Source organism: Streptomyces sp. NPDC016640 (assembly GCF_043076215.1).
In the GTDB taxonomy this organism is placed as follows: Bacteria; Actinomycetota; Actinomycetes; order Streptomycetales; family Streptomycetaceae; genus Streptomyces.
Genome location: NZ_JBIBRG010000009.1, coordinates 199,598 through 219,259, shown reverse-complemented (window position 1 = coordinate 219,259; position 19,662 = coordinate 199,598). Strand labels below are relative to the sequence as shown.

Annotated in this window: 16 protein-coding genes; 12 read left to right on the top strand and 4 right to left on the bottom strand. The window is 73.1% G+C overall.

Going from position 1 to position 19,662, the window contains the following annotated elements:
* Window positions 1-64 precede the first annotated feature (64 nt).
* Window positions 65-1,300 (bottom strand): PucR family transcriptional regulator, encoded by a 1,236-nt coding sequence (locus tag ACF07S_RS20645; RefSeq protein WP_391974779.1) that lies wholly within the window; start codon window positions 1,298-1,300, stop codon window positions 65-67.
* Between the two features lie 138 nt (window positions 1,301-1,438).
* On the opposite strand from ACF07S_RS20645, the gene ACF07S_RS20640 reads away from it, so the two are divergent.
* The 8 genes from ACF07S_RS20640 (at window position 1,439) to ACF07S_RS20605 (ending at window position 11,340) form a co-directional block, all read left to right on the top strand.
* The gene (locus tag ACF07S_RS20640) at window positions 1,439-2,365 is read left to right on the top strand and encodes a proline dehydrogenase family protein (protein ID WP_391965408.1); all 927 of its coding nucleotides are present in this window, start codon (window positions 1,439-1,441) and stop codon (window positions 2,363-2,365) included.
* A gap of 149 nt (window positions 2,366-2,514) precedes the next feature.
* Entirely contained in the window at window positions 2,515-4,146 is a 1,632-nt protein-coding gene (gene pruA / locus ACF07S_RS20635) for an L-glutamate gamma-semialdehyde dehydrogenase (RefSeq protein WP_391965409.1), read from the top strand.
* Between the two features lie 67 nt (window positions 4,147-4,213).
* Window positions 4,214-4,738, top strand: coding sequence for a GNAT family N-acetyltransferase (locus tag ACF07S_RS20630; protein WP_391965410.1), 525 nt, complete (start codon window positions 4,214-4,216; stop codon window positions 4,736-4,738).
* Window positions 4,739-4,999: 261 nt separating this feature from the next.
* Window positions 5,000-5,131 (top strand): hypothetical protein, encoded by a 132-nt coding sequence (locus ACF07S_RS20625; protein ID WP_391965411.1) that lies wholly within the window; start codon window positions 5,000-5,002, stop codon window positions 5,129-5,131.
* 67 nt (window positions 5,132-5,198) lie between these two features.
* Window positions 5,199-6,242 (top strand): 3-isopropylmalate dehydrogenase, encoded by a 1,044-nt coding sequence (locus tag ACF07S_RS20620; protein ID WP_391965412.1) that lies wholly within the window; start codon window positions 5,199-5,201, stop codon window positions 6,240-6,242.
* 252 nt (window positions 6,243-6,494) lie between these two features.
* On the top strand, window positions 6,495-7,583 hold the full coding sequence (locus ACF07S_RS20615) for a branched-chain amino acid aminotransferase (protein WP_391965413.1): 1,089 nt from the start codon (window positions 6,495-6,497) through the stop codon (window positions 7,581-7,583).
* Window positions 7,584-8,304: 721 nt separating this feature from the next.
* On the top strand, window positions 8,305-9,909 hold the full coding sequence (gene cimA, locus ACF07S_RS20610) for a citramalate synthase (protein ID WP_391974744.1): 1,605 nt from the start codon (window positions 8,305-8,307) through the stop codon (window positions 9,907-9,909).
* Between the two features lie 84 nt (window positions 9,910-9,993).
* Window positions 9,994-11,340 carry a hypothetical protein gene (locus tag ACF07S_RS20605; RefSeq protein WP_391974743.1) on the top strand — a complete coding sequence of 449 codons (1,347 nt, stop codon included), beginning with the start codon at window positions 9,994-9,996 and terminating at the stop codon, window positions 11,338-11,340.
* 134 nt (window positions 11,341-11,474) lie between these two features.
* Here ACF07S_RS20605 and ACF07S_RS20600 read toward each other — a convergent pair whose 3' ends face one another.
* Complete coding sequence (locus ACF07S_RS20600; RefSeq protein WP_391965416.1) at window positions 11,475-12,080, bottom strand: YceI family protein; 606 nt, start codon at window positions 12,078-12,080, stop codon at window positions 11,475-11,477.
* Between the two features lie 134 nt (window positions 12,081-12,214).
* On the opposite strand from ACF07S_RS20600, the gene ACF07S_RS20595 reads away from it, so the two are divergent.
* On the top strand, window positions 12,215-13,519 hold the full coding sequence (locus ACF07S_RS20595) for a glycosyltransferase (RefSeq protein WP_391974742.1): 1,305 nt from the start codon (window positions 12,215-12,217) through the stop codon (window positions 13,517-13,519).
* 24 nt (window positions 13,520-13,543) lie between these two features.
* Here the strand turns inward: ACF07S_RS20595 and ACF07S_RS20590 are convergent, their stop codons facing one another.
* Window positions 13,544-14,425 (bottom strand): DMT family transporter, encoded by an 882-nt coding sequence (locus tag ACF07S_RS20590; RefSeq protein ID WP_391974741.1) that lies wholly within the window; start codon window positions 14,423-14,425, stop codon window positions 13,544-13,546.
* A 24-nt stretch (window positions 14,426-14,449) separates the two neighbouring features.
* Window positions 14,450-15,949: a hopanoid C-3 methylase HpnR gene (gene hpnR / locus ACF07S_RS20585; protein WP_391974740.1), complete on the bottom strand. Its 1,500-nt coding sequence runs from the start codon at window positions 15,947-15,949 to the stop codon at window positions 14,450-14,452.
* A 349-nt stretch (window positions 15,950-16,298) separates the two neighbouring features.
* On the opposite strand from hpnR, the gene ACF07S_RS20580 reads away from it, so the two are divergent.
* The 3 genes from ACF07S_RS20580 to ACF07S_RS20570 all read left to right on the top strand — a co-directional run bounded on the left by ACF07S_RS20580 (window position 16,299) and on the right by ACF07S_RS20570 (window position 19,435).
* Window positions 16,299-17,144, top strand: a complete 846-nt coding sequence (locus ACF07S_RS20580) for an SDR family NAD(P)-dependent oxidoreductase (protein ID WP_391974739.1) — start codon at window positions 16,299-16,301, stop codon at window positions 17,142-17,144.
* 477 nt (window positions 17,145-17,621) lie between these two features.
* Window positions 17,622-19,205, top strand: coding sequence for an acyl-CoA carboxylase subunit beta (locus ACF07S_RS20575; protein WP_391965421.1), 1,584 nt, complete (start codon window positions 17,622-17,624; stop codon window positions 19,203-19,205).
* Window positions 19,206-19,240: 35 nt separating this feature from the next.
* Window positions 19,241-19,435 (top strand): acyl-CoA carboxylase epsilon subunit, encoded by a 195-nt coding sequence (locus ACF07S_RS20570; protein ID WP_391965422.1) that lies wholly within the window; start codon window positions 19,241-19,243, stop codon window positions 19,433-19,435.
* The last annotated feature ends 227 nt before the right edge of the window (window positions 19,436-19,662 follow it).

Below are 19,662 nucleotides of genomic sequence, written 5' to 3'. Positions count from 1 at the left end.
CCGGATCCCCGCCGGGAGCGGGCCCGGCTCGTCGGAACGGTTCACCTGATCGCGGCCGCCGGCACTACAGGCGGTGCACCTTGAGCGTCATGTGCAGCAGCAGCCGGTCCTCCCCGTCGTCCAGGTCGAGGCCGGTGAGCTGCTCGATCCGGGACAGCCGGTAGTACAGCGTCTGCCGGTGGATGCCCAGCTCGGCGGCGGTGCGCCCGGCCTGGCCCGCGCAGTCGAGGTAGACCTCCGCGGTGCGGGCGAGGTCCCGCTGGGCGGGGGAGAGCAGCGGGCCGACGGCCCGGTCGTGGGCGGCCCCCGGCGGCAGTGCGGTCAGCAGCCGGAAGGGGCCGATCGACGTCCACTGGGCGACCGGTCCGAGCCGGGGTTCGGCCAGTGCCGCCCGCGCCGACGCCGAGGCCTCCGCCCAGGCCGCGCCCAGGCCGGCGAGGCCCGCGCGGGGCGCGGCGATCCCCGCGGCCACCGCGGGGCCGCCCCGGCCGGCGGCGCCGCTGTCCCGCGCCCGCTCCAGCAGCCGGGAGGCCGCCGTCGTCGCCGGGGTCAGCACGTCCGTCGCGCGCAGCCGCAGCAGCAGGGCCAAGGACAGCGCCGTGGCGCCCCACGGCAGGGTGCACAGCGCCGTCGCCCCCGGCACCGTGCGGACGGAGGGGGCGTCCTCGGGCGCGGCGGAGGGCCAGGGGGCGACGCAGACCACCGTGTGCGGCCCCTCGGCGCGGGGGCCGAGCGCGGTGCGCAGGTCGGCGACCGCCATGTCCCGCTGCCAGTCCCGCTCGGCGGTCAGCACCGCCCGCAGTTCCCGCGTCAGGTCGGCGCCGTGCTGGGCCTCGTCCGCCAGCAGCGCCCCGATCCGGTCCGCCACCCCCATGGCCGCGTCCAGCTGTGCCGCGGAGGGGCCCGGGTCGTAGTCCAGCAGCCAGACGTAACCGAGGACGACGCCCCGATGGCGTACCGGCAGGCAGACGCGCCCCCGGTGCACGCCGGCCTCCGGGGTGCGCGGGACACGGACCGGGCCGGTCGCCCGGGTGATGCCGAAGCCCTCGAACCAGGCGCGCACGGCGGCCGTCGAACGGCGGGTCAGGATCGAGCGGGTGCGCACCGGGTCCAGCGCCGACGGATCGAGGTCGCCCTCGCTGTCGTACGCCCCGAAGGCGATCAGCTCGAAGTCGCGGTTCTCCAGGGTCGCCGGAGCGCCGAGCAGCTCCGAGATCTCGTCCACCAGTTCCTGGTAGTCATCCCTGTATTCCGGTGTCACCCGGGCATTCTGCCCCAGGATGCCGATGCCTTCATACATCTGTCCGAGATCGGCCGCACGGATGCGTGACAGCTGTCGATGGCCCACGATCGGGGGGATCCTTAGGTTTCACGGTGGTTCTCCGTGCCGTACCCGAATGGTCGGGTGACGGCCTCGTGCAGCTTGTGGAGGTGCCCCGTGCTGGGTCCCGTGATTCTCGCCGCGTCGCGCAGCGACCGGATGCGACGCCTGGTCTCGGCGGCCCCGGTGACCAAGCAGGTCGTCGACCGCTTCATCCCCGGTGAGACCGTCGACGAGATCCTGCCGGTCATCGGGGAGCTCACCGGCAACGGCCTGGAACTGACCATGGACGTCGTGGGCGAGGACATCACCACCCCCGAGCAGGCCACCGCCGCCCGCGACGCGTACCTGGAGCTCATCGACCGGCTGGAGCCGCTGGAGCTCGGCACCCGCGCCGAGATGTCAGTGAAGCTGTCGATGTTCGGGCAGGCCCTCCCCGGCGGCCACGAGCTGGCGCTCGCCAACGTCCGCCCGGTCGTCGAGGCCGCCGCCGGGATCGGCACCACGGTCACGCTGGACGCCGAGGACCACACCACCCTCGACTCGATGTTCGCCATCCACGAGGAGCTGCGCAAGGACGTCCCCCAGACCGGCTGCGTCATCCAGGCCTACCTCTTCCGCACCGAGGAGGACGCGCGCCGCCTCGCCGCGAACGGCAGTCGCGTACGGTTGGTGAAGGGGGCCTACAAGGAACCCGCCGAGGTCGCCTACCAGCAGAAGCACGAGATCGACAAGGCGTACGTGCGCATCCTGCGGACGCTGATGGAGGGCGGGGGCTACCCGATGATCGGGTCCCACGACCCGCGCCTGATCTCCATCGCCCAGGAACTCGCCCACCGCGCCGGACGCAAGCCCGACGAGTACGAGTTCCAGATGCTCTACGGCATCCGCGGCGACGAGCACCTGCGGCTGGCCGCCGAGGGCCACCGCATGCGCGTCTACACGGCCTACGGCACCGACTGGTACGGCTACTTCATGCGCCGCCTGGCGGAGAAGCCCGCCAACCTGAGCTTCTTCCTGCGGAGCATGATCAGCCATGACTGAGGCGACCCGGCCGTGCCCCGGCCCCGGCCGCCCGGGTGGGCACGGCGTGCGCCGCCTCGCGGAGAAGCCGGCGGACCCGCGGTTCTCCCTCCGCCCGCCGGCCACCACGGGCTGACACCACACCGCTCACATAAGGAGTTACGGAACCCATGGACGCTGTGACCCAGGTCCCCACCCCCGTCAACGAGCCGGTGCACGGCTACGCCCCCGGGACGCCCGAGCGGGCCCGGCTGGAGGCCAAGCTCAAGGAGCTGGCCGACAACCCGATCGACCTCACCTGCACCATCGGCGGTGAGCGCCGGATGGGCGGCGGCGAGGCCTTCCAGGTCGTCCAGCCGCACAACCACAGGGCCGTGCTCGGCACCTACCGCAACGCCACCCAGCAGGACGCGCGGGACGCCATCGACGCAGCGCTGGCCGCCGCGCCCGCCTGGCGCGCGATGTCCTTCGACGACCGCGCGGCGATCATCCTGCGCGCCGCCGAGCTGCTGGCCGGCCCCTGGCGCGAGACCATCGCCGCCTCCACCATGCTGGGCCAGTCCAAGACCGCCCAGCAGGCCGAGATCGACAGCCCCTGCGAGCTCGTCGACTTCTGGCGCTTCAACGTCCACTACGCGCGCGGCATCCTCGCCGAGCAGCCCCCGGCCAACTCCCCGGGTGTGTGGAACCGCCTCGACCACCGCCCGCTGGAGGGCTTCGTCTACGCGATCACGCCGTTCAACTTCTCGGCGATCGCGGCCAACCTCCCGACCGCGCCCGCGCTGATGGGCAACGTCGTCCTCTGGAAGCCGTCCCCGACCCAGACCCACGCCGCCGTGCTGCTCATGCGGCTGCTGGAGGAGGCGGGCCTGCCCAAGGGCGTCATCAACCTCGTCACCGGCGACGGCATCGAGGTCTCGAAGGTCGCGCTGGAGCACCGGGACCTGGCCGGCATCCACTTCACCGGCTCGACCAAGACCTTCCAGCACCTGTGGAAGACGGTCGGCCAGAACATCGAGAAGTACCGCGCCTACCCGCGCCTGGTGGGCGAGACCGGCGGCAAGGACTTCGTCGTCGCCCACCCGTCGGCCGACCCCGCGATCCTCAGGACCGCGCTGACCCGCGGTGCCTTCGAGTACCAGGGCCAGAAGTGCTCGGCGACCTCCCGCGCCTACATCCCGGCGTCGATCTGGAACTCCGGCTTCAAGGAGGAGTTCGCCGCCGAGGTCGACGGCATCAGGATGGGTGACGTCACCGACCTGTCCAACTTCATCGGCGCCGTCATCGACGAGCGGTCCTTCGCCAAGAACAAGGCCGCCATCGACCGGGCCAAGGAGGACGCCTCCTGCACGATCGTCGCGGGCGGCACCTACGACGACTCCGAGGGCTACTTCGTCCGCCCGACCGTCATCGAGTGCGGCGACCCGGAGAACGAGGTGTTCCGCACCGAGTACTTCGGCCCGATCCTCGCCGTGCACGTCTACGACGACGAGAAGTACGACGAGATGCTGACCCAGATGGAGTCGGTGTCCGACTACGCCCTCACCGGCTCGGTCATCGCGAACGACCGCGCGGCGGCGGCGTACACGATGGACAAGCTGCGCTACGCGGCCGGCAACTTCTACATCAACGACAAGTCGACCGGTGCCGTCGTCGGCCAGCAGCCCTTCGGCGGCGGCCGTGCCTCCGGCACCAACGACAAGGCCGGCGCCCCCCAGAACCTGATGCGCTGGACCCTGACCCGGGCCATCAAGGAGACCCTGGTCCCGCCGACCGACTACACCTACCCGCACATGGGCTGAGCCCTCACCGGGCAACGACGGGCCGGATCCCGCACGGGGTCCGGCCCGCTCGCGTCACAATCACGCCATGACCCTCCGCACCGCACACACCGCCGACCTCACGCCCGCCGAACTGACCGCCGCCCGTTCCCTGTTGCGCGACGCCTTCGACGGCGACCTCACCGACGAGGACTGGGAGCATGCGCTGGGCGGCATGCACGCCCTGGTCCACGATGAGCGGGGACTCGCCGCGCACGGCGCGGTCGTGATGCGGAGGGCGCGGTACCGGGCGCGCTGGCTGCGGGTCGGATACGTGGAGGGGATCGCCGTACGGCACGACGTACGACGGCAGGGGCTCGGCAGCGCGGTCATGGCCGCCCTGGAGGGTGTCATCACCCGGGCCTACGATCTCGGCGCACTGTCCGCGAGCGACGACGGGGCGTTGCTCTACACGGCGCGCGGCTGGCGGGCCTGGGACGGGAGGATCTGCGCGCTCGGTCCGGACGGCGTGGTCCGGCTGTCCGACGAGGAGGGGTCCACCTATGTGTGGCCCGTGCCGGCCGATCTCGGGAGCGAGCTCGTTTTCGACTGGCGGGACGGCGACGTCCTCTGAACCCCGGACAGGGAAAAGCCCAGCTCGGCGCGGCGAGACGCACTCCACCGTCTCAGATAGTAGGAAGTCCGAGTAATTGTGGAGACAGGTGCTCCTCGCTCCCTTAGCTTTGTAGGAGCCGAACGTCTCGCTCGATCCAGCGAAGGGCGGTCGTGAGCCGGGCCCGTGCAGGCAACCCCTGCGGCCGGTGCTCCCCGCCCCATCCGGCGTCTCGAAAGCCCCCCTTTCCGTGCTCCAGGCATGCCGAAGGAGTCATGAACCATGCCCGAGACGACCGCCCGCCGCCGTGTCCGCCACATCGCCCGCACGAGCGAAGCCGACCGCAAGAACGCCGCCGCCGCACTCCAGCGCGCCCTCGACCGCAGGGACAACGGCGGCTCGGCCGGCCACTGACCCGCCGTCACCGTCCGTATGCCGGACGGTCCATGTCATCCCGTGGGACGAGGAGTAGGGTGCCCGCATGTCTCGCAGCATCAATCTCGCAGTGATCCCCGGTGACGGCATCGGCCAGGAGGTCGTGGCCGAGGGTCTGAAGGTCCTCTCCGCCGTCCTTCCGCAGGATGTGAAGCTGGAGACCAAGGAGTACGACTTCGGTGCCCAGCGCTACCACGCCACCGGTGAGACCCTCACCGAGGCCGACCTCGACGAGCTGAAGCGGCACGACGCCATCCTGCTCGGCGCCATCGGCGACCCGAGCGTCCCCTCCGGCGTCCTGGAGCGCGGCTTCCTGCTCAAGCTCCGCTTCGCCTTCGACCACCACGTCAACCTGCGTCCGTCGAAGCTGCTGCCGGGCGTCGCCACTCCGCTCGCCGGGCAGCCCGAGATCGACTTCGTCGTCGTCCGCGAGGGCACCGAGGGCCCGTACACCGGCAACGGCGGCACCATCCGCAAGGGCACCCCGCACGAGGTCGCCACCGAGGTCTCCGTCAACACGGCCTTCGGCGTCGAGCGTGTGGTCCGCGACGCCTTCGCCCGCGCCCAGGCCCGCCCGCGCAAGAAGCTCACGCTGGTGCACAAGAACAACGTGCTGACCTTCGCCGGCCATCTGTGGACGAACGTCTTCAACCAGGTGGCCGAGGAGTACCCCGAGGTCACCACCGACTACATCCACGTCGACGCCGCGACGATCTACCTCGTCACCGACCCGGCCCGCTTCGACGTCATCGTCACCGACAACCTCTTCGGGGACATCATCACCGACCTCGCCGCGGCCGTCTCCGGCGGCATCGGCGTCGCCGCGAGCGGGAACATCAACCCCTCCGGCGACTACCCGTCGATGTTCGAGCCCGTGCACGGCTCGGCCCCGGACATCGCCGGCCAGGGCAAGGCCGACCCCAGCGCCACGGTCCTGTCCGTCGCCCTCCTCCTGCGTCACCTCGGCCACGACTCCGAGGCGGCCCGCATCGAGGACGCCGTCTCCGCCGACCTCGCGGAGCGCGTCGGCCTGCCCGCCCGCAGCACCTCGGAGATCGGCGACGCCCTCGTCGCGCGAGTAGCCGGCTGACCCGGCGCACCCACTCGAGCCACCTCGAAGCCGCCGGGCCGCATCCGCTCCCGGCGGCTTCCGCATGTCCCCGCCGGGTGCCACCATCAACCATCGGGCCGCATTCACCCCGTTCCTTCCGCTGTCACCCCCCGGGCGATAATCGGACACGGAGCCGCGGAATGGGGAAGTGCTCGGACGTCCTAGTACTGGCCACAGGCCGTACGGGCGTGTGCGCGGCCCGTCACTACAACCGGTGAAGGACAACCACTCATGACGACGCCCACGATCGAGCTCAAGCCCTCGGCCCACCCGCTCTCGGACGCCAAGCGCGAGGCGATCCTGGCCGGCCCCGGGTTCGGCCGCCACTTCACCGACCACATGGTGACGATCAAGTGGACCGAGGGCCGCGGCTGGCACGACGGCCAGCTCGTCCCGTACGCGCCGATCCCCCTCGACCCCGCCACCACCGTCCTGCACTACGCGCAGGAGATCTTCGAGGGTCTGAAGGCCTACCGCCGGCCCGACGGCTCGGTCGCCACCTTCCGTCCGGAGAAGAACGCCGAGCGTTTCCGGCGCTCCGCCCGCCGCCTCGCGATGCCCGAGCTGCCGGTCGAGACCTTCATCGAGGCGTGCGACGTCCTGGTCGCGCAGGACAGCGCGTGGGTGCCGGCGCACGGCGGCGAGGAGTCCCTCTACCTGCGCCCCTTCATGATCGCCACCGAGGTCGGCCTGGGCGTCAAGCCCGCCAACGAGTACCTGTTCCTGGTGATCGCCTCCCCGGCCGGAGCCTATTTCCCGGGCGGTGTGAAGCCGGTCTCCATCTGGGTCTCCGAGGACCACGTCCGTGCCGTCCCCGGCGGCATGGGCGACGCCAAGACCGGCGGCAACTACGCGGCCTCCCTGCTCGCCCAGGCCGAGGCCGCCACCAAGGGCTGCGACCAGGTCTGCTACCTCGACGCCGTGGAGCACACCTGGGTCGAGGAACTCGGCGGGATGAACCTGTACTTCGTGTACGGCGACAGGATCGTCACCCCCACCCTCAGCGGCTCCATCCTGGAGGGCGTCACCCGTGACTCCCTGCTGACCGTCGCCCGCGACCTCGGCTACGAGGCCGTCGAGGAGCGCGTCTCGGTGGAGCAGTGGCAGCGCGACTCCGAGAACGGCAGCCTCACCGAGGTCTTCGCCTGCGGCACGGCGGCCGTCATCACCCCGGTCGGCACGGTCAAGCGGGCCGGCGCCGAATGGCGGCAGAGCGGCGGCGAGCCCGGCGAGGTCACCCTGCGTCTGCGCCAGGCCCTGCTCGACATCCAGCGCGGCACCGTCGAGGACAAGCACGGCTGGATGCACCGCCTCGGCTGATCCTCGTCCCGCCGTCCCGCCTCCCCGCCGGGGCCGCTCCGGCATCGCGCCGGAGCGGCCCCGGCGGCGTTCCGCCGGCAAGCGTCGCTCCGAGTGGTGCTCGATGCGGATCGCACAGGGCGCCGGCAACGCCCGCACCCGAGTTCGCGGCGGCGCTCGAACTCCGGCCCGGCATCCACTGCGCCACCCGGCGGCAGCCGAAGGCCCGGAAGATCCAGGAGACGCGGATGCCGGGTGGGCGCAGGCGGGTCCCGCCGCGCGAGGACGCGTCCAGCCGGGTGCCCGGCGCCACCGGCGGGCTGACCGACGTCTTCGTGCGCGACCCGACGTCCCCGTGCGCGACCCGCGCGAGGGGACCGTCGAGCGGGCCGCCGTCGGCCCGGACGGCGCCCGGGCCGGCGGCGACTCCTCCATGCCGAACACGCACCGCCCGCATCCTGAGACGGATCGTGAGCACGGGGCCGCTTGTGCCAGACTGCCTCCGTGCTCTCGTTCGCCACGATTATTGGCAGCAGGCGCGCCGGTCCGCAGTGACCGCACGTACGACACGGTACGGGCGGACACCGTCGTCCTCGACCCGCGCGCAGACCTCTCGCACCCGCGAGGGGTTTTTCTGTTTCCCGGCCCATCCGCAGCCGGGAACGGGGCGCGAGGGAGCATGGGGGGACGGTGGAGCCGGTCATTCCGGTAGACCGAGATCCAACACAGGAGCCTTCAGACCATGACCGCAACCAGCGAGACCGACGACTCGTTCCACGTCTTCGACACCACCCTGCGCGACGGCGCCCAGCGTGAGGGGATCAACCTCACGGTCGCCGACAAGCTCGCCATCGCGCGGCACCTGGACGAGTTCGGCGTGGGCTTCATCGAAGGCGGCTGGCCCGGCGCGAACCCGCGGGACACCGAGTTCTTCGCCCGCGCCCAGCAGGAGATCGAGTTCCGCCACGCCCAGCTGGTCGCCTTCGGCGCCACCCGCCGCGCCGGCACCACCGCCGAGCAGGACCCGCAGGTCAGGGCGCTCCTCGATTCCGGCGCGCAGGTGATCACCCTGGTCGCGAAGTCCCACGACCGCCATGTCGAGCTCGCCCTGCGCACCACCCTCGAGGAGAACCTGGAGATGGTCCGCGACACCGTGGCCTTCCTCAAGGGCCGGGGCCGCCGGGTCTTCGTCGACTGCGAGCACTTCTTCGACGGCTACCGCGCCGACCCCGAGTACGCCAAGGCGGTCGTCCGCGCCGCCGCCGAGGCCGGCGCCGACGTGGTCGTCCTGTGCGACACCAACGGCGGCATGCTCCCGGCCCAGATCCAGGCCGTGGTCTCCACCGTGCTCGCCGACACCGGCGCCCGGCTCGGCATCCACGCCCAGGACGACACCGGCTGCGCGGTCGCCAACACCCTCGCCGCCGTCGACGCGGGCGCCACCCACGTCCAGTGCACCGCCAACGGCTACGGCGAGCGGGTCGGCAACGCCAACCTGTTCCCGGTCGTGGCCGCCCTGGAGCTGAAGTACGGCAAGCAGGTCCTGCCCGAGGGCCGGCTGCGCGAGATGACCCGCATCTCGCACGCCATCGCCGAGGTCGTCAACCTCACCCCCTCCACCCACCAGCCCTACGTCGGTGTCTCCGCCTTCGCGCACAAGGCCGGCCTGCACGCCTCCGCCATCAAGGTCGACCCGGACCTCTACCAGCACATCGACCCCGAGCAGGTCGGCAACACCATGCGCATGCTGGTCTCCGACATGGCCGGCCGCGCCTCCATCGAGCTCAAGGGCAAGGAGCTCGGCATCGACCTCGGCGACGACCGCGAACTGGTCGGACGGGTCGTCGAGCGGGTCAAGGAGCGCGAGCTCGAGGGCTACACCTACGAGGCCGCCGACGCCTCCTTCGAACTGCTGCTGCGCGCCGAGGCCGAGGGCAGGCCGCTGAAGTACTTCGAGGTCGAGTCCTGGCGCGCCATCGTCGAGGACCGCCCCGACGGCACCCACGCCAACGAGGCCACGGTCAAGCTGTGGGCCAAGAGCGAGCGCATCGTCGCCACCGCCGAGGGCAACGGCCCGGTCAACGCCCTGGACCGCGCCCTGCGCGTCGCCCTGGAGAAGATCTACCCCCAGCTGGCCAAGCTGGAGCTGGTCGACTACAAGGTCCGCATCCTCGAGGGCAAGCACGGCACCCAGTCCACGACCAGGGTGCTGATCTCCACGTCCGACGGGGCGGGGGAGTGGTCCACGGTGGGCGTCGCGGAGAACGTCATCGCCGCGTCCTGGCAGGCGCTGGAGGACGCGTACGCGTACGGGCTGCTGCGGGCCGGGGTGGAGCCGGCGGCGTAGCGGGCGGTGCCGGCGGGGGTGGCACCGGAAACCCCTGCCGGTCCGGATGTCCGTTTCGCTCCCGATTCAGGTAGCTTCGAACATATGGACGCGCTGTCGCGTACGCTCGTACGCCTCTTCATCGTGCCGATGGCCGCCGCGCTGGCGGTCCTGATCGCCGGTGCGCCCGGGGCGCAGGCGGTCACGGATCTCTCGGTCGTCGCCGAGAAGCTGCGCGAGAGCCCCGTCTACGTCGATCCCGGGGCCGAGGACATCCTCGCCCGGTCCGACGCCGAGGCCCTGGCCGACAAGATCGAGGACGCGGACGAACCGGTCTTCGTGGTGGTGCTCCCGGCGGACTACCCGACCCGGGACCTCTTCCGGAACCTGCGGACCGAGACCGGCGTCACGGGTCTGTACGGCATCCGGCTCGGCGACGGGTTCGACGCCCGCGCCGACAGCGGTGTGCTCAGCCGCGACGGGGTGCGGAACCTGGTCACGGCCGTGCGGGGCGCCGGGGACGCCAAGGCCCAGCTGAACGACTTCGTCGACGGCGCGCTGCGCAACACCGGCGGCTCGGCGCCGGGCTCCTGGAGCGAGGGGTCCGGCGGCGACGTGCCCGTCGGCGGGCTGATCACCGTCGGCGCCGTGCTGGCGGCCGGCGGCGCCGGGGCGTACGCCGTGGTCCGCCGCAACCGGCGGCGCCACGAGGAGGAGCGGCGGGCCGCGCTGGAGAGGCTGCGGGTGGTGGTCGACGAGGACATCACCGCCTTCGGCGAGGAACTCGACCGCCTCGACTTCCATCCCGCCGAACGCGGCGCCGACGACGCGATGCGCGCGGACTACGAGCACGCGCTGGACGCCTACGAGCAGTCCAAGACCTTCATGGCCGAGGCGCGCGAACCGGAGGACGTCCGGGCCGTCACCCAGGCCGTGGAGGACGGCCGCTTCGCCCTCGCCTCCCTCACCGCCCGCCGCGAGGGGCGCCCGCCGCCGGAGCGCAGGCCGCCCTGCTTCTTCGACCCGCGCCACGGTCCCTCGGTGGCCGACGCCGTCTGGACGCCGCCGGGCGGCGCCGAGCGCGAGGTGCCGGTCTGCGCCGCCGACCGGGCCCGCCTCGCCGACGGCCTGGACCCCGCGGTCCGCGAGGTCGACACCGACCACGGCCGCCGCCCCTACTGGGACGCCGGTCCCGCCTACGGCCCCTGGGCCGGCGGCTACTTCGGCGGCGGCCTGCTGCCCGGCCTGCTCGTCGGCACCATGCTCGGCGGCATGATGGCCGGCCCCGGCTACGCGGCCGACTACGGCGCCGGCTACGGCGAGTTCAACGGCTACGGCGGCGGCGACGTCTCCGGCGCGGACTTCGACGGCGGTGACTTCGGCGGTGACTTCGGAGGAGGCGGCGGGGGCGACTTCGGGGGCGGCGGCGGGGACTTCGGCGGCGGCCTCTGAACGGGCGGCGGGGAGGGTCTCCACCGGCCCCCGTGCGTCTCCCCCGCGGTCCGGACACGCCGAGCGCCCGCTCTCCCGTGCGGGGAGGCGGGCGCGCTCAGGGGGTGGCGCCGGACGGGGCGCCGCAGGGGGTGTCAGGCGGTCTTGCGGATCGCCGAGATGTCGAGGCTCAGCCTGATCCTGTCGGAGACCAGGACGCCGCCCGTCTCCAGCGCGGCGTTCCAGGTCAGGCCCCACTCGGAGCGCAGGATCTCCGCCTTGCCCTCGAAGCCGACGCGCTCGTTGCCGAAGGGGTCCGTCGCGGCGCCGTTGAACTCCAGGTCGATGGTGAGCGGCCTGGTGGTGCCCAGGATGGTCAGGTCGCCGGTGATGCGGTAGTCGTCGCCGCCGAGGGCCTCCGCCCGGGTGGATCGGAACGTCATCGCCGGGAACTCCTCGGTCCGGAAGAAGTCCGCGGTCCTCAGGTGGCCGTCGCGGTCGGCGTTGCCCGTGTCGATGCTGTCCATCACCACGTCGATCGTGGCCGTGGACCGGGAGGGGTCGGAGCCGTCGAGCCGCAGCGTGCCGGTGAACTCCTGGAAGCCGCCCTTGACGTTCGTGACCATGGCGTGCCGGGCGACGAAGCCGATCGTGCTGTGCGCCGGGTCGATCGTGTACTCGCCGGTCAGCGCGGCGAGGTCCGGGTTCACGGGGGCGGTGGCGGTGGCGGTCTGGTCGTTCCTGCGGCCGAAGATGCCCATGACGTTCCTCCTGAGATCACGTTGAATGTTCAACTAACTGAACAGAACCCACCGTAGACCCATTCCCTTCAACATTCAACATCTTCGGGGAGGTCCCGTGCTTGGACCGCCGGAACGCGTGGTACCCGCAGGCCGTGCCCTCGGTAGCGGTGCTGGTGGAGCTGGTGCGGCGCGACACGTCGGGCGGCCAGGTGAAGTGCTGGGAGCGGTTCGCGCGGTGCGCCGCCCGCCTCCCGGAACGCCTGCCGCACGGGCCCGGCGACACCCCGCTCGACCTGACCGTCTACTTCCTCGGTGACCAGGAGCGGACCGAGCCGCTGGCCCCGCACGTCCGGTACGCCATGCTCCGGCCGGTGCTCGGCACGGCGGCCCTCCGGTCGGCCGACGGCGCGGAGGACGTCTGCGACCTCGCGCCCTGGCACCCGCGGCTCGCGGCGCTGCTGCCCCGGCACGACGTCTGGCACCTCACCCACGATTTCGCCTTCGCCACCACCGCCGTACGGCTGGACCGCCGCACCGCCCGGCGATCCGGCCCACGCCCCCGGATCGTCGCCTCCGTGCACACCGACGTACCGCTGCTGGCCTCCGTCTACGCCCGCCACCTCGCCGGCCGACGGCTGCCCGGTACCCACCCGGCGCTGGACGGCCTGCTCGCGGACCGGGCCGAGACCTGGCTGCGCCGGCGCCGCGACCGGCTGCTGGCCCGCTGCGAACGCGTCCTGGCCCCCACCCCGCAGGGGCGCGCGGAACTCGCCCGCACCCTCGGCCCGGACCGCGTCGCCCCGCTGCGCCGGGGCATCGACCACGGCCTCTTCCGGCCCGACCCCACCGCACGCGCCCGGCTGGCGCGCGAGTACGGCGTCCCGGCCGACCGCCCGCTGGTGCTGTTCGCCGGCCGGCTGGACGCCACCAAGGGCGTACCGCTGCTGACCGAGAGCGTCCGGCTGCTGCGCGCGCGGGGCCGGGCCGCGCACCTGGTCATGGCGGGGGCGGGCGCCGGGGAGGACGCCGTACGCCGCTCGCTCGGCCCGGACGTCACCCTGCTCGGGACGCTCCCGCAGGAACGGCTGGCCCGGGTGTACGCGGGCTGCGACCTCTTCGCCTTCCCCTCCCGCACCGAGACCAGCGGCAACGTCGTCGCGGAGGCGATGGCGTCCGGCCTGGCGGTCGTCCTGCCCGAGGGCGCGCACACCACCCGCTGGCTGACGGCACCCGGCCGGGACGGCATCGTCGTCCCCCGCGACGACCCGGGAGCCTGGGCGGACGCCCTGGGCCGGCTGCTCGACCGGCCCGCCCTGCGCGAGGCGGTACGCCACCGGGCGGCGGCGACGTCCAGGCACAGCCACCCCTCCTGGGACCGGGTGCTGCGCGAGGACCTCCTCCCGGTCTGGTGCCCTCCCGCCCGGACCCCCCGGCACACCCCGGGCCCCGGCCGCTGAGCCCCCGTGGCCGGGCCGCCCGCCTCACGTCCCGACGCCGTCCCGTCCCCGCCCGTGCGACGCCGCGATGACCGGGGACGTGTCCAGGGCCGCGATCCCCGCCGCCACCAGCGCCAGCCCCGTCACCGTCACCGCCGAGACCGGCAGGCCCGTGCGGACGGTCTCCTCGAACAGCAGCACGCCCACGCTCACCGCGACCACCGGTTCCGTCGCGTCCAGGACGGTCATGCTCGCGGTCAGCGGCCCCCGCTGGAAGGCGCTCTGGATGAGCAGCAGGCCGCCCACGCTGGCCGCGACGAGCGCGTAGGTCTGCCAGGCGGCCAGGGCCGTGGGCAGCCCGTGCCGGAGCCGGTCCACCGTCGCGGCCAGCAGGACGGACTGGGTGCCCATCACCGCCCCGGCGGCGAGCGCCGTCGCCGAGGCCCGCCACGGGCCGGTCAGCAGCCGCGCCCCCGCGAGGGCGGCGGCCACCACGGCCGCGACCACCCCCACGACCAGCAGCCAGGACATCGGCCCGGCGGCCCGCGGATCACCGCCGCGCGGACGGGCGGACAGCAGGGCCAGGGCGAGCCCGGCGGCCACCGCGGCCGTGCCCAGCCACTCGCGGCGCCCCAGCCGCATCCGGTGCAGCCGCGCCGACAGCGGCACGGCGAAGACCAGTTCGGCCACGATCAGCGGCTGCACCAGACTCAGCGGCCCGAACGCCAGCGCCAGTGACTGGAAGCCGTACGCCACCACGGCCAGCCCGATCCCGCACAGCCACAGCCGGTCCCGCACCAGATGCCCCAGCAGCCGCGCGGTGAGCGCCTCCGCGTCCGGCCGCGCCGCCGCCGCCCACTGCTGCATGACCCCCGCGACGGCGAAGCAGACAGCGGCGGCGAGCGCGGCGAGGACGGCGACCCCCATGACGGAACGACCCCCGCCGGCCGGTCAGTCCGGCGTCCGCCGGGCCGGCGCGTCCCGCGTCGCCCCCCGGGTGTGGACGTACAGCGCGCGCCGGTCGCCGACGTCGAGGCGCTGGGGGAGCGGCAGCTCGTGGCGCACCGGCCGCGCGTGGTCGGCGAGTTGCCGGCGCGGGTCGTAGACCTGGTTGAACTTCCACAGCATGCGGGCGAAGTCGGTCTGCCCGTGCAGCAGATCGCGGGTGAGCACCCGTGCCGCGCCGAACGCCGTGCGCACCCCCAGGTGCTTGCGGTTGATGACCGCCTGGGTGCGCACCAGCTCCTCGTAGAAGCGCTCCAGCGGCAGCGTGGTCGGCACCACCGCGTGCTGGATGTCGAAGAGCCGGTAGTCGCGGGTGGTGAGCCGGCGCGACTCGGTGTGCCAGATCTCCGTACCCGGATACGGCGTCATCACGGTGAAGTGCACGATCTCCGGTACGGCCAGCGCGAACTCCCGTACCGCGCGGAAGCGTTCCTCGTCCCAGGCCGGGTCCACGATCAGGTTGACGGCGACCTGGATGCCGAGCCGGCGGGCCGTCCGGAGCGCCTCGAGGTTCTCGTCGGGGCTGACCCGTTTGCGGTACAGGTCGAGCACCTCGGCGTCGATCGCCTCCATGCCGAGGAACATGTAGCGCAGTCCCAGCCGCGCCCACCGCTCGAACACCTCGGGGTGGCGCAGCAGGACGCCGGAGCGGGTCTCCAGGTAGTACCGCTTGCGGATGCCGCGCCGTTCCACCTCCGCGGCGATGGCGTTGCCGTGCTCGGGCCGGATGAACGCCACGTCGTCCACGATGAACACGTTCGGCTCGCGGATGCCCGCCAGCTCCTCGGCCGCCGCCTCCGGCGAGGCCTTGCGGTAGCTGCGGCCGTAGAACGTCCACGCCGAGCAGAACGAGCAGTCCCAGGGGCAGCCGCGGGTGAACTCGACGGAGGCGCACGGGCCGAGCTCGCCGATGAAGTAGCGGCGCCGGCTGCGCATCAGGTCGCGGGCCGGGGACGGCGCGTCGATGCTGTGCAGCATCAGCGGCGCGGGGCCGCGTCCGGCGGGCGTGACGATGCCCGGCACGCCCTCCACCCCGCCGTCGCGCACCGCCTCCAGCAGCGGCGCGAGAGCCGGCTCCCCCTCCCCGCGGACCACCGCGTCGACCGCGCCCGCCGCCTGGTCGATGACCTCCTCGGCGACGAAGGAGACACTGTGCCCGCCGAGGAACACGAAGCAGCCCGGTACCTCCTGCTTCACCCGCGCGGCCAGCTCGATCGCCTCGGGGACGTTCGCCAGGTAGTTCAGCGAGATGCCGAGGGCCTGCGGCCGGAAGGAGCGCACCTCGTCGCGCAGCCGGCCGGGGCCGAGCACCTGCAGGTCGACGACCCGGACCTGGTGGCCGGCCGCCCGGGCGGCGCCCGCCACCCGTTCCAGGCCCAGCGGTTCGAGCCGGAGGAAGATCTCGGAGTACATCAGGGCGCTGGGGTGGACGAGCAGCAGACGCATGGTGACCTTGCCACGGGGGCCGGACGGACCGGACGGAAAAGGGTGTCCCCTTCGGACGGAAAGGGGTGTCCCCTTCGTATCCCGCGCCGGCCCGCCGCGTTGCCCCCGTACACCCGCCTGGCCGCATCGCGCGGCACGCAGGAGTGGTCCCGCGCCGCGGCACACCGCCCCCGGCGGCCCGCGTGACCCGGCCGCCGGCGGAGGACGGCGCGCGCCGGACCGGGCGGCGCCGGGGCCGGGCGGACGGGCCAGCGCTGGCGCGGTGCGCCGGGGTGGGGGTGTCCTGGAGGACGAGGACCCGCAGCGACCACGAGACCGAAGCGGACCGACAGCGCAGGGAGACCGACTCGTGACCACCACCGGCCCCGGCTCCACCTACGACCCCCCGGCGGATCCCGCACGCGGTGCCGCCCCGGCCGCCGCGCGCGGACACCGGCCGCCGCCGCGCACGGACCGGCGCGTGGCACTGGTCACGGGCGCGTCCTCGGGCATCGGCGCGGCCACCGCGCGGCGCTTCGGCGCCGAGGGCTGGCACCTGCTGCTCAGCGGGCGGGACCGGCGCCGCCTGGAGGAGACGGCGTCCGGCACGTCCGCGGTCCTGCTGCCCGCCGACCTCGCCGCCCCGGAGGGCGCGCGGCGGCTGGCGGAGGCCGCCCTGCGGGCCACCGGCCGGATCGACGTCCTGGTCGCCGGGGCGGGCATCGGCTGGGCGGGGCCGTTCCTGACCATGCCGCACACCGACATCGACCGGGTGCTGTTCCTGGACCTCAACGCGACACTGCACCTCGTGAGGGAGCTGCTGCCCGCCATGGTCGGGGCCGGCGGGGGCCGGATCGTGCTCGTCGGCTCGGTGGCCGGCAGCGTGGGCGTGCGGGAGGAAGCGGTGTACTCCGCCGCCAAGGCCGGACTCGCCGCGTTCGCCGAGGCGCTCCGGCAGGAACTGCGCGGTACGGGCGTCGGGGTGACCCTCGTCGTGCCGGGCGCCGTCGACACGGGCTTCTTCGCCCGCCGCGGCAGGCCCTACCGCCGTTCCCGTCCGCGCCCCACCTCGCCCGGCCGGGTCGCGGCCGCGGTCTGGGACGCCGTCCGTGAGGCACGCGACGACACCTACGTCCCCGCCTGGCTCGCCCTCCCGGGCCGGGTACGCGCCCTCACCCCCGGCCTCTACCGCCGGCTCCTGCGCCACTTCGGCTGAGGCCCGCGCCGGCGCGCCGGTGTCCGGGCAGGTCCCCGCCGTTCCCGGCGGCGGAGGCGGTGCGTGCGAGGCCCGGACGCCGGGCCTTCCCGGGCCCCACCCGGCGTGCGCTGCCCCACCGCCACGGCCGTACCGTCACCCTCCGCGTGAGCGAACCAACCCGAACGGGTGAAGCGGTGGAGAACGTCCGGGATCACCCGGTGCGGCGCGCGCCGAGGGCCCCGGAGCCCGTGGGGATCCCGGCCACCGGCGGTCGGCCGTGGCCGCGCGTCACTCCCGGGGAGGCATGCGCCGCCCGTGAATGTGAGGTGGCTCTCAGCTGACGACTTTGTGTGACCTCTACAAGCCGGATGCCCTCTGAGCAGTCGAAACGCCCGCCTGCCCCCGTGGTTCTGTTCAGTGGCACCAGGAAAACACCCCGGAGACTGTGAGGAGTCGACGGCTCGCATTTCCGGGTGGTCTTCGTAAGGTCACTACATGACCGTTTTGGATGAGGCGCCGGGCGAGCCGACCGACGCGCGCGGACGCGTGGCCGAACTGCACGAGATCCGTGCCCAGGCACTGGCCGGACCGAGCGAGAAGGCGACCCAGGCGCAGCACGCCAAGGGCAAGCTGACCGCGCGGGAGCGCATCGAACTGCTGCTGGACCCCGGGTCCTTCCGCGAGGTCGAGCAGCTGCGCCGGCACCGGGCCACGGGCTTCGGTCTGGAGACGAAGAAGCCCCACACGGACGGTGTGATCACCGGCTGGGGCACCGTCGAGGGCCGCACGGTCTTCGTCTACGCCCACGACTTCCGGATCTTCGGCGGAGCGCTGGGCGAGGCCCACGCCACCAAGATCCACAAGATCATGGACATGGCCATCGCGGCCGGTGCGCCGCTGGTCTCCCTCAACGACGGCGCCGGCGCCCGCATCCAGGAGGGTGTCTCCGCCCTCGCCGGCTACGGCGGCATCTTCCAGCGCAACACCAAGGCCTCCGGCGTCATCCCGCAGATCAGCGTGATGCTCGGCCCGTGCGCGGGCGGCGCGGCCTACAGCCCCGCCCTGACGGACTTCGTGTTCATGGTCCGCGAGACCTCGCAGATGTTCATCACCGGCCCCGACGTGGTCAAGGCGGTCACCGGCGAGGAGATCACCCAGAACGGGCTCGGCGGCGCGGACGTGCACGCCGAGACCTCCGGCGTCTGCCACTTCGCCTACGACGACGAGGAGACGTGCATCCACGAGGTGCGCTACCTCCTCTCCCTGCTCCCGCAGAACAACCGGGAGAACCCGCCGCGGGTGGAGTGCTCCGACTCCGCGGACCGCCGCGGCGAGGTCCTGCTGGACCTGGTCCCGGCCGACGGCAACCGGCCCTACGACATGGCCAAGGTCATCGAGGAGATCGTCGACGACGGCGAGTACCTGGAGGTCCACGAGCGCTGGGCGCGCAACATCATCTGCGCCCTGGCCCGGATGGACGGCCAGGTCGTCGGCATCGTCGCCAACCAGCCGCAGTCGCTGGCCGGCGTGCTGGACATCGAGGCGTCCGAGAAGGCCGCCCGCTTCGTCCAGATGTGCGACGCCTTCAACATCCCGATCCTCACCTTCCTGGACGTCCCCGGCTTCCTCCCGGGCGTCGACCAGGAGCACGGCGGCATCATCCGCCACGGCGCCAAGCTGCTGTACGCCTACTGCAACGCCACCGTGCCGCGGATCTCGCTGATCCTGCGCAAGGCGTACGGCGGCGCGTACATCGTCATGGACAGCCAGTCCATCGGCGCCGACCTCACCTACGCCTGGCCGACCAACGAGATCGCCGTGATGGGCGCCGAGGGCGCGGCGGGCGTCATCTTCCGCCGTCAGATCGCCGCGGCCGAGGACCCCGAGGCCATGCGGGCCCGCATGGTCAAGGAGTACAAGTCCGAGCTGATGCACCCGTACTACGCGGCCGAGCGCGGCCTGGTCGACGACGTGATCGACCCGGCCGAGACCCGCGAGGTGCTGATCCGTTCGCTGGCGATGCTGCAGACCAAGCACGCAGATCTGCCGTCCCGCAAGCACGGCAACCCGCCGCAGTAACCCGGCGGACATCTTCCCCAGGGAGACTGAGACCCATGAGCACACCTGACATCCGTGTCGAGAAGGGCCACGCGGGGCCCGAGGAGGTCGCCGCCATCACGGCGCTCCTGCTGGCCCGCGCGGCCGCCCAGCCGTCCGGCGACGCCCCGGCCCACCGCGGCCGGGCGAGGGCCGGCTGGCGCCGCCTGGAGCGCGAGGGCGGTTTCCGCGCCCCGCACAGCTGGCGCTGACCCCAGCACGACAGAAGAGGCCCCTCCCGGAAGGAGGGGCCTCTTCTTGCGTCACCGCCAGGGCAACGCCCTCAGGGGCGCGGGGAACCGCGCGACCAGCCCCCTCACCCGCAGCCGACACCCAACGGGCCCGCAGCGCCCGCCGAACGGGCACCCACCACGCCCCGGAGCGGGCCCCTGCGAGCGACGAACGGGTCCACGGCCCCCGCCGAACGGGCCCGAGGGCA